Annotated in this window: 11 protein-coding genes; 9 read left to right on the top strand and 2 right to left on the bottom strand. The window is 70.8% G+C overall.

Going from position 1 to position 13,358, the window contains the following annotated elements; translation table 11 throughout:
• Window positions 1-609: 609 nt before the first annotated feature.
• The gene (locus OO67_RS02175) at window positions 610-1,293 is read right to left on the bottom strand and encodes a bifunctional DNA primase/polymerase (RefSeq protein ID WP_033297014.1); all 684 of its coding nucleotides are present in this window, start codon (window positions 1,291-1,293) and stop codon (window positions 610-612) included.
• Window positions 1,294-1,881: 588 nt separating this feature from the next.
• Here OO67_RS02175 and OO67_RS02170 point away from each other — a divergent pair.
• Window positions 1,882-3,306, top strand: coding sequence for a PP2C family protein-serine/threonine phosphatase (locus OO67_RS02170; protein WP_244300029.1), 1,425 nt, complete (start codon window positions 1,882-1,884; stop codon window positions 3,304-3,306).
• A 117-nt stretch (window positions 3,307-3,423) separates the two neighbouring features.
• Window positions 3,424-4,887 carry an aminopeptidase P family protein gene (locus tag OO67_RS02165; protein ID WP_033296830.1) on the top strand — a complete coding sequence of 488 codons (1,464 nt, stop codon included), beginning with the start codon at window positions 3,424-3,426 and terminating at the stop codon, window positions 4,885-4,887.
• Between the two features lie 48 nt (window positions 4,888-4,935).
• Here OO67_RS02165 and OO67_RS02160 read toward each other — a convergent pair whose 3' ends face one another.
• A complete protein-coding gene (locus OO67_RS02160; RefSeq protein ID WP_033296829.1) occupies window positions 4,936-5,514 on the bottom strand; it encodes an ATP-binding protein in 579 nt (192 codons plus the stop codon).
• Between the two features lie 259 nt (window positions 5,515-5,773).
• Between OO67_RS02160 and OO67_RS02155 the strand changes: the two genes are divergently transcribed.
• The 7 genes from OO67_RS02155 to pheA all read left to right on the top strand — a co-directional run bounded on the left by OO67_RS02155 (window position 5,774) and on the right by pheA (window position 12,965).
• Entirely contained in the window at window positions 5,774-6,604 is an 831-nt protein-coding gene (locus OO67_RS02155) for a hypothetical protein (protein ID WP_051709074.1), read from the top strand.
• A 101-nt stretch (window positions 6,605-6,705) separates the two neighbouring features.
• Window positions 6,706-7,437 (top strand): YcnI family copper-binding membrane protein, encoded by a 732-nt coding sequence (locus tag OO67_RS02150; protein ID WP_033296827.1) that lies wholly within the window; start codon window positions 6,706-6,708, stop codon window positions 7,435-7,437.
• 47 nt (window positions 7,438-7,484) lie between these two features.
• A complete protein-coding gene (locus OO67_RS02145) occupies window positions 7,485-8,141 on the top strand; it encodes an SCO family protein (protein ID WP_033296826.1) in 657 nt (218 codons plus the stop codon).
• Window positions 8,138-8,584: a copper chaperone PCu(A)C gene (locus OO67_RS02140; RefSeq protein WP_033296825.1), complete on the top strand. Its 447-nt coding sequence runs from the start codon at window positions 8,138-8,140 to the stop codon at window positions 8,582-8,584. Before OO67_RS02145 ends, OO67_RS02140 begins: the two co-directional genes overlap by 4 nt.
• A gap of 14 nt (window positions 8,585-8,598) precedes the next feature.
• The gene (locus OO67_RS02135; RefSeq protein WP_033296824.1) at window positions 8,599-10,638 is read left to right on the top strand and encodes a copper resistance CopC/CopD family protein; all 2,040 of its coding nucleotides are present in this window, start codon (window positions 8,599-8,601) and stop codon (window positions 10,636-10,638) included.
• A 5-nt stretch (window positions 10,639-10,643) separates the two neighbouring features.
• A complete protein-coding gene (gene efeB / locus OO67_RS02130; protein WP_033296823.1) occupies window positions 10,644-11,957 on the top strand; it encodes an iron uptake transporter deferrochelatase/peroxidase subunit in 1,314 nt (437 codons plus the stop codon).
• Window positions 11,958-12,029: 72 nt separating this feature from the next.
• Window positions 12,030-12,965 (top strand): prephenate dehydratase, encoded by a 936-nt coding sequence (gene pheA / locus OO67_RS02125; protein WP_033296822.1) that lies wholly within the window; start codon window positions 12,030-12,032, stop codon window positions 12,963-12,965.
• Window positions 12,966-13,358: the final 393 nt, after the last annotated feature.

Here is a 13,358-nt window from a genome sequence, read left to right as displayed (position 1 = left end):
CACAACTCCCCGTACCCGTCGGTAAATCGCTGTCCGAATAGGCGAGATCGAATTTGCTAACGGCAGATCTCTTGTTACGGTTCTGGAAGTCCGGTCGCTGGTGCATCCCCCGTCGCCAGCGGCCGGACGTCCTCGTTTCCGGGCCCGGACGCCTGGGGAGGACCCCGGAACGCTCAGCGCTTCGGCGGCCTGCGGCGACTTCCTCCCGCTTCTGCCTCCCGCCCTCGCGCGCCCGCCCCGCCGCAGGGCCGCTTGCCGGCAGCCACTGCTCTGGGGGCCGGTTCCGCTCCGCGCGCCTCAGCGACGCGAGCGACGGGCCTCCGGGCGTTCGCTTTCGGACAGAAAACCCTTCACCCCGCCGGCGCGTGGCGTGGGCCCGCGGCGTCCGGGAAGCGTCCACGCCGGCACCGGCGCGCGCCCCACTCCCGGCACCTGCGGAAAGGCAGTCAGGAAGGGCGCCTGCAAGGGTGTTTCGGGGGAAAGGAACTTCGGGGGACGGATGATGACATCACGGCCCACGTCACCCGCCCGGCCACGCGGGACCGGGCGGCCTCACACCTCTGGACGAGTGAGCCGCCCACGGTTCCCGCGTGAATGCACCGCCGGCGCTCAGTACGCGAGCCGGCTACCGCCGTCCGGCGCGCTGTTGCTCGCCTCGACGAGCGCGTCCAGGACCGATTCCACGTCCGGGAGCCACGGCGCGGCGTTCCCCGCCTCCGGCGCACGCTCCCAGCGCACCTGCCCCGCACCCACCTCGCAGGGAGGCAGGACGAGGTAGCCGCCCTCCCCGTGGAACCGCAGGGAGCTGGGCACCCGGTCCTGGGCGTGCAGCAGTTCGCCGAGCCGTTCGAGGGTGTACGGGGCGACCAGCAGCGACCATCTGGTCGGGGTCGCCACCACGGGGCCGAGCCGCAGTCCCATGCCGTCCAGTGCCGTCAGCGCCCGGGCGCCGGCGACAGCCGGCAGGCTCAGCGCGCACGGTGCCTGGCCGCCGGTGGCCAGGACGACGGGAGCGGTGGGCCGGTTGGTCCACCACCAGCGCACCATGCGCGCGTCGGTGGTCGCCGCGAGGAGACCGGGGTCGAAGGGATGTGCGCCGGGTACGGCGCACTCGGGGTCGGGACAGGCGCAGCCGCGGCCGCGTTCGCCGCGTACGGCTCCCGTCGCCAGGCCTGCTCCGGGGAGCACGGGCCACTTCCGGGCGGTGGCACAGATCAGCGCCGCGTCGAGCTGGGCGGAGCTTTCCTTGCGCCGTGGCCGGTGCCTGCGTCGCCTTCCGAGGATCTCGCGCATGAGCGCTCGTTCCTTTCCGTTGAACGCCGAGGTCCACATCGCACCACGCGTTCGTTACACCACGTGTGCGTCTCTTCGCCGTGCGCGCTCGCTCATCGGGCCTGCGGCACGGACGAGTGGCCGGGGCCGAGCGTGAGCCGAGCAGAGCAGAGTGGAACCGAACAGAATGGAGCTGAACCGAGTTGAACCGAGCCGAGTCCAGTCAAAACATCGCGCGGCCGGCGTGCGCATCGCGCGTGCCGTCCCTTGTGCAACCCCGCCGTCGGGGGTCGGCGGGCGGCCGTCACCAGTGAGGACGCCCGGGCTCGCTGTCGGGTTCCGGGGCGGTCGCAACCACCCCTGGCCATCCACGATTACGTACCCCGCATGCCCGGGATGACGCTCCCTCCGGCATTTCACCCCGAGGGTGCCCCTGTACAGCGCACCCAGTCGATCGCAAAAAGCGGCCCGGGGGTGCATTTTTCGGCCAAGTTAACTGTCTCACGGACACCATAAATACCGTAAGGACAATGCTGGACATCAGCTTACTTCTGCGTGTACATGTGGGTGCGTGTACATGTGGTTGCACCGATAGCGGCGCAGAGCGACATGGGGGTTTGCGATGCTATTCGACAGAACGCACCGGTCGGAAAGCCGACTGCCATGAGCGCGCCCCACCCTCCGAAAGTGGCTGGAATCGACCCCATGGTTCCCGTTTCAACGCACACTGCCGCGCCCCCGGAAGGTATGTCCTCCGCGCCGGGAGCCTTCATCCAGGACCGGCTGGCCGGCTGGGTCTCCGACCTGACCACACTGCACGAACTCACCGAGCGGCTGTCCGGAACCAGCACCCTCGACAGCGCCCTTCCTGAAGTCCTGGCAGCAGGGGCGGCCCTCGTGGGAGCCGGCCGGGGTCTCCTCGTTCTCGAACCCGCCGATGGCGGCGGGCCGTCCCGGACGATCGGGCTCGGCCTCACCCACGCCGAACTGGGACACATCGAGACGGTGCCCCGCAGCGCCACCGCGTACGGGCGTTTCCTCGAGGGCCTGCCGGATACCGACGGCCCCCTGGCCAGCCCCGACATCCTCGGTGAGGCCGGCCTCGACCCCCGCAGCCGCGAGGTCGCCGCCCGGCTCGGGTACGCCGCCAGCTACGCGCAGCCACTCGGCACCGAAACCGCGGGCCGGCTCGGTGCGGCCGTCTGGCTGTACGACGAACCGGCCGAACCGCTGGAACGCCAGTGCCATCTCGTCGGGGTGTACGCCCGCTACGCCGCCGGACATCTGACCCGTCTGCTCGAACTGGAACGCGCCAGGGCCGACATCGCGGTCATCGCCGAGGAACTCCTCCCCAGCAGGCTCCCCCGGATTCCCGGAGTCCGGCTGGCAGCCCGCCACCGGGCCGCACCCCAGGGGGGCGGCGACTGGTACGACGCGCTGTCCCTCCCGGACAACGCGCTCGGCCTGTCCGTCGGCTCGGCCGGCGGCTCCGGGCCGACCGCCCTGGCCGCCATGGGCCGGCTCCGCGCCGGACTGCGGGCCTACGCCGTGATGGAGGGCGAGGACCCCGTCGCCGTACTCTCCGATCTCGAACTGCTGCTGCGGCTGACCGAACCCGCCCGCGCGGCAACCGCCCTCTACGCGTACTGCGAACCCGACCGGCGGACGATCGTGCTCGCGGGCGCGGGGCACACCCCGCCGCTGGTGACCGGCGAGCGGCGCACCGAATTCGTCGAGACGACTCTCTCCGCGCCGCTGGGCATGCTCTCCTGCTGGGAGGCGCCGAGCGTGGAGTTCACGCCCCGCTCCGGCGAAACGGTGCTGTTCTACACCGACGGGCTGCTGCGCCGCACCGGAGCCACCATGGACCGCGCGTTCGCGCGCCTGCGCTCGGTGGCGGCGGGCGTACCGCAGGCACTGCGCCAGGATCCCGGAGCCCTCGCGGACCACGTCCTGCGCGCCGTGCTGCCCGACGGGACGGACCGGAGCGAGAGCGCCGAGGACATCGCACTGCTGGCCGCGCGCTTCGACTGAGGACGCTCACGGCTGCCGGGAGCGGCTCCGGAGCTGTAAGAGGTCTTCCGGCACTGGGCCCCCTTCCGTACGCCCGTACGATGGAGGGCGTCCAGTGTCGTACAAGGAGGACAAAACGTGTCTGAGGAGCTCGCCCCGGAGACCCCGGAAACAGCAGAAGCAGAGCCGATCAAGCAGCGGAAGAACGGCCTGTACCCGGGCATCTCCGATGAGCTTGCCGAGAACATGAAGTCCGGCTGGGCCGACACCGAGCTGCACGGCCTGGAGCCGATCGCCCAGGCCTCGTACACCGCCGCGCGCCGCGCCGCGCTCTCCGCGCGCTTCCCGGGCGAGCGGCTCGTCATTCCCGCGGGCAACCTGAAGACCCGCTCGAACGACACCGAGTACGCCTTCCGCGCCTCCACCGAGTACGCCTATCTCACCGGTGACCTGACCCAGGACGGCGTCCTGGTGCTCGAGCCGGCCGAGGGCGGGCACGAGGCGACGGTCTATCTGCTGCCCCGCTCCGACCGTGAGAACGGCGAGTTCTGGCTCGACGGCCAGGGCGAGCTCTGGGTCGGCCGCCGCAACTCCCTCACCGAGGCCGAGCAGCTGCTCGGCATCCCGGCGAAGGACGTCCGCGAGCTCCCCGCCGCGCTGACCGAGGCCACGGGCCCGGTGCGCAACGTCCGCGGACACGACGCGGGCATCGAAGCGGCCCTCACCGACAAGGTCACCGCGGAGCGCGACGAAGAGCTGCGCGTCTTCCTGTCCGAGGCCCGCCTGGTCAAGGACGCCTTCGAGATCGCCGAGCTGCAGAAGGCCTGCGACGCGACGGCACGCGGCTTCGAGGACGTCGTCAAGGTCCTCGACAGGGCCGAGGCCACGAGCGAGCGCTACATCGAGGGAACTTTCTTCCTGCGCGCCCGCGTGGACGGCAACGACATCGGCTACGGCTCGATCTGCGCGGCCGGCCCGCACGCCACCACGCTGCACTGGGTCCGTAACGACGGAGCGGTCCGCTCCGGTGAGCTCCTGCTGCTCGACGCGGGCGTCGAGACGAACGAGCTGTACACCGCCGACGTGACCCGGACGCTGCCCATCAACGGCACCTTCTCGCCGCTGCAGCGGAAGATCTACGACGCGGTGTACGAGGCCCAGGAGGCGGGCATCGCGGCTGTGAAGCCCGGCGCCGCCTTCCGTGACTTCCACGACGCCGCCCAGCGGGTCCTCACCGAGAAGCTGGTCGAGTGGGGCCTCCTCGGCGACCTGACCGTGGAGAAGGTCCTGGAGCTGGGCCTGCAGCGCCGCTGGACGCTGCACGGCACCGGTCACATGCTCGGCATGGACGTCCACGACTGCGCCGTCGCGCGCACGGAGTCGTACGTCAACGGCACCCTGGAGCCGGGGGTCTGCCTCACGGTCGAGCCCGGGCTGTACTTCCAGGCCGACGACCTGACCGTGCCCGAGGAGTACCGGGGGATCGGGGTCCGGATCGAGGACGACATCCTCGTGACCGAGGACGGCAACAGGAACCTCTCCGCCGCGCTGCCGCGCCGGTCGGACGAGGTCGAGGCGTGGATGGCCCGGCTCAAGGCCTGACACCGCCGGCGCGGAAGGCCGCGTCCCGTACGCCGGAGGGCGCGCCGCTCAGGACACCATGAGCAGCGCGCCCTCCCGCCATTTCAGGACCTTGTCGAAGCTCACCACCGCGCCACGGCCCGGCCGGTTGCCGAAATGGACGTGATCGGCGAGCTCCTCGATCAGGCAGAGTCCACGACCGCTCTCCGCCGTGGCCGGTGGGTGGACCGCGGTGCGCCCGTACGAAGGGTCGCCCGTCCTGTGCGCGGCGGGCGACGGCGAATTCCCGGCGGACTGCTGTGCGGCGGTGCGAAGCGTGTTCCGGGAGCCGAAACCGGGCCCCGAGTCGGCGACTTCGATACGGCACTTCTCGCCGTCCAGATAGGCGGTGACCCGGTACTGCCCGCAGGTGGGTCCGGACTGCTCGTCACCGGCGGGGACGGAACCCGCGTCTCCGGCCTTACCCACGTCCCGTCGGTCACCGCCGTGTTCGACGGCGTTCGCACAGGCTTCGCTGAGTGCGACCGAGAGGTCGTAGGAGATGTCCGGATCCACCCCCGCGGTCTCCATGGTGCCGAGGAGAAAGCGACGGGCGAGCGGAACGCTCGCAGCTTCGCGCCGCAAATGGAGTGACCACCACATGCTCATGCTCCAGCCTCCTGGCTGCGGCTCGACATAACGTTACGTATTGCCGCGATGAGTACGTCGTAAGCACGAATCCGCTGTGACAGCGCTCATTCGGCGGATGCGGATATTCCGTTCACGGGTGTATGTCCGGCCCGGATCACGGCCCGGGGCACCCATGAACAGGTGCAACACCGTCTGATCACGCCCTGATGCGGACGGATGCCGACCTTCCGGACCTGCCGTACGGAGACCGGGGGCTCAGTGGGATGATGACCCGGCCATGTCTATGCCTGTCGCACGCGCCGGAGCCGGTATGCGGCTTTTGAGGACCGCGGTGTTCACCGCGGTCTGCGTCGTGCTCGCTGCCGCCGGACATGGCATCGCCGCGGGCGGGAGTGTGTCCGGGTGGACCCTGCCGGCCGGTTTCGCCGGAGTGTTCGCCGTCGCGGCGGTGCTCGCCGGACGTGAGCGGACCCTGCTCTCGATCACCGGCGCCCTCGCGGCCGGACAGCTCGCCCTGCATGTCCTCTTCGGGCTCGGGCGCCACGCGCCGGCCGCCGCGGCGGGGTCCGGGGACGACTCGCTGATCCGCTTCGCCGCCGGGCTGGTCTGCGGTGCCGGGCCGGGGCAGCTGAGCGCCGGTGAGGCCCATCGCATCGTGACCACCGCGGGCCTGGACCCCGCGGCCGTGGCCCAGGGGCACACACACCTGTCCGGAGCCTCCGCCGCCCCGGACGCCGCTGCCGCGACCGACCCCACGTTCCTGGCCACACTGCTGACCGGTCTGCCCAGCCTGCCCATGTTCCTCGGGCACCTGCTCGCCGCGCTCGCCACCGGCTGGCTGTTGCGCCGCGGCGAGATCGCGCTCTTCAGGCTGGCCAGGCTCTCGGCTCAGGGAGGCCGCCAGCTCGCGGCCGGGGCCCGGCTCCGCGCGCTGCGAGCCGCGATGGCCCTCGTACGCGCACTGCGTGCGGGGCTGCCGGGGCGGGCCACGGCCGGGCCGCGCACCTTCCGCGACGTCTTCGACGCTCCCGCGCCGGCCACCGGGGACGCCCTGCAGCACATGGTGATCAGGCGCGGGCCGCCGCCCGTATACGTACGCGCAGCCTGACGCGACCCCTCCGCCGGGACCGGTGAAGAGGTGGTCGTGACGCCGTCGCGCCTCCGCGCGCCGGACCACCTTTTCCTCGTACCCGTGGAGTGATCCCTGCCATGAACGTTTCCCGCATCGCCCTCGCCGGTGGCGTCGCCGCCTCCACCGTCCTGCTGCTCGCCGGCACCGCCTCCGCGCACGTCAGCGTGCAGCCGCAGGGCGAGGCCGCCAAGGGCGGCTACGCCACCGTCAACTTCAAGGTCCCCAACGAGCGCGACAACGCCTCCACCGTCAAGCTCGAGATCAACTTCCCGACGGACCACCCGCTGGCGTCCGTCAGCCCTCAGCCGGTGGCCGGATGGAAGATCGACGTCACCAAGAGCAAGCTGGCCGAGCCGCTCGAGGTGCATGGCAAGAAGATCAACGAAGCGGTCTCCAAGGTCACCTGGACCGCGGACGGCAGCGGTATCGCGCCCGGCTTCTTCCAGCAGTTCCCGCTCTCGGTCGGACAGCTGCCCGAGGACGGCGACCAGCTCGTCTTCAAGGCGCTCCAGACGTACAGCAACAAGGAAGTCGTCCGCTGGATCGAGGAGCCCACCGAGGGCGGCGAAGAGCCCGAGAGCCCCGCCCCCGTCCTCGCCCTGACAGCCCCCGCGGCCGACGCCCACGGCGCCGCGGCGGACGACAAGAGCGGCGAGGCGGAGGAGGCGAAGGAGACGACGGCGTCCTCGGAGGACGCGTCCTCGTCGAACACCGACAGCACCGCCCGCGTCCTCGGCATCGTGGGCATCGTCGTCGGCGTCGCGGGGGTCGCCTTCGGAGTCCTCGCCGGCCGCCGCCGCAGCGCCTGATCCCACCGGCTCCACCACCCGTAACAGACAGATCAGGAATCAGTTCCATGCACAGCAAGAAGACGGTGCTGGCCGCGGCGTTCGCCGCCGTGGCCGCACTGACCCTGTCGGCATGCGGCAGCGGTGGGGACTCGGCCGACGACTCCGTCGCCGAGGTCTCCACCGGGACCGAGGCCAAGCCCGCGACCGTGCTCGACCAGCCGTTCACCAAGCCCGACCTCGTCCTCACCGACACGCACGGCAAGAAGTACGACCTGCGCGAGCAGACCAAGGGCAAGCCCACCCTCATCTACTTCGGGTACACCAACTGCCCCGACGTGTGTCCGCTGACCATGAGCAACATCGCCATCGCCAAGCGGGCCCTGCCCGAGGCCGACCAGGACAAGCTCCAGGTCGTCTTCGTCACGACGGACCCCGAGCGGGACACCCCGGCGTCCCTGGGCAGCTGGCTCAAGGCTCAGGACCCCGATTTCACCGGCCTCACCGGCGACTTCCCGACCATCCAGGCGGGAGCGCGGCAGATCGGCATCGGCATCGACCCGCCGAAGAAGGAGAAGGACGGCACGATCGTCTCGATGCACGGCGCCCAGGTCATCGCCTTCTCCCCGAAGACCGACAAGGGGTACGTGCTCTACAGCGAGGACACCACGGCCGAGGACTACACCGAGGACCTCCCGGAACTCGTCAAGGGGGAGACCCCGTGAACCGCCGCACGGCCGTCGCCGGGGCCCTGGCCCTCACCACCGGACTGGCGCTGACGGCATGTTCCTCGGACAGCGTGCCGCGGCTGGAGGTGACCGGCGCCTTCATGCCCCAGCCCGTCAGCGACATGGCGGCCGGCTTCCTCCTCGTGAAGAACAGCGGTGACACCACCGACCGGCTCACGTCGGTGACCAGCTCCCTCTCGGACCACGTCTCCATCCACGAGACGAAGGACCGGACGATGCGGATGGTCACGTCGTTCGAGGTGCCCGCCGGCGGGCAGCTCGATCTCGAACGCGGCGGCAACCACATCATGTTCACGGACCTGAAGCAGCGGCCCAAGCCGGGAGAGACCGTCTCCGTGGAACTGCACTTCGAGAAGGCCGACCCCATAACGGTCGACATTCCCGTGAAGGAGACCACCTACAACCCGAAGAAGCAGTGAGGTACTGACGCCCCATGACAGCCACCGCCCCGCGCTTCGGGCCCTCCCCCGTACGACGGCCGCTCGCCGCGGTCGCGCTCCTCGCCGCGCTGACCAGCCTGCTGTTCGGCCTGGTGCTGGCCGGCGCGAGCCCCGCGTCCGCGCACGCCGCTCTCACGGGGAGCGATCCGCAGGACGGGGCGGTGGTCGCCACCGCCCCCGAGGAAGTCACGCTCACGTTCTCCGAGCAGATCGCCTTGGACGACGACTCCATCCGGGTCCTCGACCCGACCGGGGAGAGGGCCGACACCGGCGCTCCCCGTGATCTGACGAGCGGCGGCGCCGTACGGTACGGCGTCCAGCTCCACAACGGCCTCCCCGACGGCACGTACACCGTGGCCTGGCAGGCCGTGTCCGCCGACAGCCACCCGGTCTCGGGAGCATTCACCTTCTCCGTCGGGGCCCCGTCGGAGACCACCGTCGCCCTGCCCTCGGGCGAAGCCGGCGGCGGTCTGGTGGGGGCGCTCTACGGCATCGCACGCTACGCGGCGTACGCCGGATTCATCCTGCTCGCGGGCGGGTCGGCCTTCGTGCTCGCCTGCTGGCAGCGCGGGGCGGGCGCCCGGCCGCTGCAGCGGCTCGTCGTACGCGGCTGGGTCACGCTCACCGCGGCCACCCTGGCCATGCTGTTCCTGCGCAACCCGTACACCGGCTCCGGCAAGCTCGCGGATGCCTTCGACCTCGACGGCCTCCAGTCCGTCCTCGACACGAAGCCGGGCGCGGCACTGGTCTCCCGGCTGCTGCTCCTCGGCGCGTCCGCGCTGTTCATCGCCGTACTGTTCGGGGCGTACGCCAAGCGGGAGGACGAGAAGGAGAAGCGGGACCTCACCTTCGGGCTCGCGACAGGCGGAGCGGTCATCGCCGCGGGGATCGCCGGTACGTGGGCCCTGGCCGAGCACGCGTCCACGGGGATCCAGCCGGGCATCGCCATGCCGGTCGACGTGCTCCACCTGCTCGCCGTCGCCGCCTGGCTGGGCGGGCTCACCGCGCTGCTGGTCGCCCTGTACCGGACGCCGGACGTCCCGAGTGCCGCGGTACGGCGCTTCTCCCGTGTGGCGTTCAGCAGTGTGGTCGTCCTCGCCGCGACCGGTCTCTACCAGTCCTGGCGGCAGGTCGGTTCGTGGTCCGCGCTGACCGGCACCCGGTACGGGCAGCTGCTGCTCGTCAAGGTGGCGCTCGTCGGCGTGCTCATCGGTGTCGCCTGGATATCCCGGCGGTGGACGGCGCGGCTGACCGAGCGCTCCGGCTCCGCCGACGACGCCGATAGCGCCGATGACGCCGATGACGCCGATCCGGCAGTTTCCCGGCCGCCGGGATCGGCTGATTCGGCTCCCCCGGCGGGGCCGTCGGTACCCGAGTCCGAGGGTGCCGAGGCCGTCGCCTCCGTCGAGGCCTCCGACGCTCCCGGGTCCGCGGGGGCCGACGAAGGGGTGGCCCCGGAGCGCGCCGCCCAGCTCTCCCGGCAGCGCGCCGCCCTGACAGCGACGAAGGAGAAGCGCGCGCGCGACGCCGACCCGGACCGCTCCGGTCTTCGGCGTTCGGTCATGGTGGAGACGGGCATCGCCGTGGTGCTCCTCGTGGTCACGACGATCCTGACGGCCACCGAGCCCGGCCGCACCGAGGAGGAGGCCGCCCGGGGAAACTCCACGGCGGCGGCCGCGCCGGTGACCGGCGGACAGGTGAATCTGAGCCTGCCCTTCGACACCGGCGGGCAGAGCGGCAAGGGGACGGTCCGCCTGGACATATCACCCGGTGGAACCGGCTCGAACAGCGTCCACCTCTGGATCGACGGGCCGGACGAACGCCCGATGGACGTCCCCGAGGTGAAGCTCGCGTTCACCCTGGAGTCCAAGGACATCGGTCCCCTGCCCGTCGTCCCTGACCGCCTCACCGAGGGGCACTGGTCCGCGAGCGGCGTACAGATCCCGATGGCGGGCGACTGGAAGGTCTCCGTGACGGTGCGCACCTCGGACATCGACCAGACAACCATCGACAAGAACGTGAAGATCGGCTGAGCAGGTTGAGCACGAAGAAGGACGACTCCAGGGGAAACGGCGCCGCCGCCCACCGCGACGGATCCGGTCCGGCCGGCGTCGGTGACGTCTCCCGGCGCCGGCTGCTCGGCAGCGCCGGAGCGGCCGGTGCGGCGGGCCTTGTCCTGGGCGCCGCGGGCGGCGCGGGCGTATATGCGGCGACGCGCAGCGAGGTGCCGACGCCACTGACCGCAGTCGGCTCGACCGAGGCGATGTTTCACGGGAAACACCAAGCGGGGATCACCACTCCGCTTCAGGCCCGCGGTCACCTGATCGCTTTCGACCTCGCGCCCGGCGCGGGGCGCAAGGAAGCAGCCGCTCTGATGCGCCGCTGGTCGGACGTGGCCGGGCGACTGATGGCCGGTGAACCGGCGGACACCGTCCAGGGGCACGACACCGGGGTGGCCCTGGACGCCGGACCGTCCTCCCTGACCGTCACCTTCGGATTCGGACGGACCTTCTTCACACGCACCGGTCTGACCGGACACAGGCCGCCCGCCCTTGACCCGCTGCCGGTCTTCTCCTCCGACCACCTCGACGCCAGACGCTCCGACGGCGACCTCTGGGTCCAGATCGGCGCCGACGACGCACTCGTCGCCTTCCACGCGCTGCGCGCCCTCCAGAAGGAGGCCGGCTCGGCGGCGCGGGTGCGGTGGCAGATGAACGGCTTCAACCGCACTCCGGGAGCCACCGGCCGGCCGATGACCACGCGCAACCTGATGGGCCAGGTCGACGGCACCAACAACCCGAAACCGGGCGAGAGCGACTTCGAGAAGCGGATCTTCGTGCCGGCCGGCGGATCGTCGGCGCACGCCTGGATGGCGGGGGGCTCGTACGCCGTCGTCCGTCGGATCAGGATGCTCCTGGACGACTGGGAAGAGCTCACCGTCAAGCGGCAGGAACAGGTCATAGGGCGGCGCAAGGCGGACGGCGCCCCGCTCAGCGGCGGCTCGGAGGACACCTCCATGGACCTGGACAAGGCGGGGCCGGACGGAAAGCTGCTGATCCCCGGCAACGCACACGCCCGGATCTCCTCTCCCGAGGAGAACGGTGGCGCGGCGATGCTGCGCCGCCCGTTCTCGTACCACGACGGCATCTCGGAGGACGGCACCCCGGACGCCGGCCTGCTCTTCATCTGCTGGCAGGCCGATCCGTTCAAGGGCTTCATCCCGGTCCAGCGCAAACTCGACCGCGGAGACGCGCTCTCCCCGTTCATCCGGCACGAGGCGAGCGGTCTCTTCGCCGTGCCCGGAGGTGCCGCGTCCGGAGAGTACGTAGGGCAGCGGCTGCTGGAGGCCTGAGCCGCCGCGGCCCCCGCCCGTCAGCAGGCGTGAGGCACACAGGCCCGCCCGTCGGCCCATTAGGGTGACCGTATGTCAGCCACGCGCTACGCCTACCTCGGTCCCGAAGGCACCTTCACCGAGGTGGCCCTCCGCACTCTCCCCGAAGCCGCCACCCGCGAACTCGTCCCGATGGTCTCGGTGCCGGCCGCGCTGGACGCGGTGCGCAACGGGGAGGCCGCGGCGGCCCTCGTCCCCATCGAGAACTCCGTGGAGGGCGGAATCACCGCGACGCTCGACGAGCTGACGACCGGCGCTCCGCTGATGATCTATCGTGAGGTGCTGCTCTCCATCACCTTCGCGCTGCTGGTGCGGCCCGGGACGAAGCTGTCGGACATCAAGACCGTCACCGCCCACCCGGCCGCGCAACCTCAGGTACGCAACTGGATGGCGGCCAACCTGCCCAACACGGTGTGGGAGTCCGCAGCCTCGAACGCCGACGGTGCCCGGCTGGTCCAGGAAGGGCGCTACGACGCCGCCTTCGCCGGTGAGTTCGCGGCGGCGACCTACGGGCTGGAACCGCTCGTGACGGAGATCCACGACGCGGAGAACGCCCAGACCCGGTTCGTGCTGGTGGGGCGCCCGGCCAGGCCGTCCGCGCCTACGGGAGCCGACAAGACCTCCGTGGTCATCTGGCTCGGCGACGACCGTCCGGGCGCCCTCCTCGAACTGCTCCAGGAGTTCGCCGTCCGCGGGGTGAACCTGATGCTGATCCAGTCCAGGCCCACCGGGGAGGGCATCGGGAACTACTGCTTCGCCGTGGACGCGGAGGGGCACATCGCGGACCGCCGGGTCGGCGAGGCGCTGATGGGGCTGAAGCGGATCTGCCCGAACGTGCGGTTCCTCGGTTCGTATCCTCGCGCAGGGGTGACGCCCGAAGAGGTGAGCGCCCTGCGCATCGGGACGTCGGACACGGACTTCACCGAGGCGTCCGACTGGCTCGCCCGCAGTCAGGACGGCAGGGTCTGATCCCTGCGGGCGAAGACCGGACCGCTTCCGGCCCACGCTCCCCTGCGGATCCTCGCCTCGCGCAAAAGTTATCCACAGGGCACCCCTGTGGCCTGGGGACAAGTCGACACCGCAATGCGACATGGTCGACAAATCACCCCAGTGTCCGTGGATCGCCCGTGAAGTCACAGCTCCCCCATGTCCCTCCAATTACGTTGATCAACTCATCGAGGTGCGGAATACCCACCCGAATGAGTGCACAGGTCAGGTTTGAGTCGCGAATCCCTGTCCCGTCATGTCGCTTTCGGAACGATCTCCTCCGGCATCCACAGATCTTCTTCACAGCCTGTGGATAACTAATTGGATCGACCGCATCCTGTGGACAACGCACCCCCCTCCCGGCTCCCCAACTCG

The sequence above is a fragment of the Streptomyces atroolivaceus genome, from assembly GCF_000717025.1.
In the GTDB taxonomy this organism is placed as follows: domain Bacteria; phylum Actinomycetota; class Actinomycetes; order Streptomycetales; family Streptomycetaceae; genus Streptomyces; species Streptomyces atroolivaceus.
The sequence above is the reverse complement of the archived record's forward strand: the minus strand, read 5'-3'. Positions and strand labels throughout refer to the sequence as shown.

Coding starts and splice junctions, on each gene's coding strand:
- OO67_RS02175 (WP_033297014.1), bottom strand. CDS start 1,293: ATGCGCGAGATCCTCGGAAGGCGACGCAGGCACCGGCCACGGCGCAAG.
- OO67_RS02170 (WP_244300029.1), top strand. CDS start 1,882: ATGGGGGTTTGCGATGCTATTCGACAGAACGCACCGGTCGGAAAGCCG.
- OO67_RS02160 (WP_033296829.1), bottom strand. CDS start 5,514: ATGAGCATGTGGTGGTCACTCCATTTGCGGCGCGAAGCTGCGAGCGTT.
- OO67_RS02155 (WP_051709074.1), top strand. CDS start 5,774: ATGTCTATGCCTGTCGCACGCGCCGGAGCCGGTATGCGGCTTTTGAGG.
- OO67_RS02150 (WP_033296827.1), top strand. CDS start 6,706: ATGAACGTTTCCCGCATCGCCCTCGCCGGTGGCGTCGCCGCCTCCACC.
- OO67_RS02145 (WP_033296826.1), top strand. CDS start 7,485: ATGCACAGCAAGAAGACGGTGCTGGCCGCGGCGTTCGCCGCCGTGGCC.
- OO67_RS02135 (WP_033296824.1), top strand. CDS start 8,599: ATGACAGCCACCGCCCCGCGCTTCGGGCCCTCCCCCGTACGACGGCCG.
- pheA (WP_033296822.1), top strand. CDS start 12,030: ATGTCAGCCACGCGCTACGCCTACCTCGGTCCCGAAGGCACCTTCACC.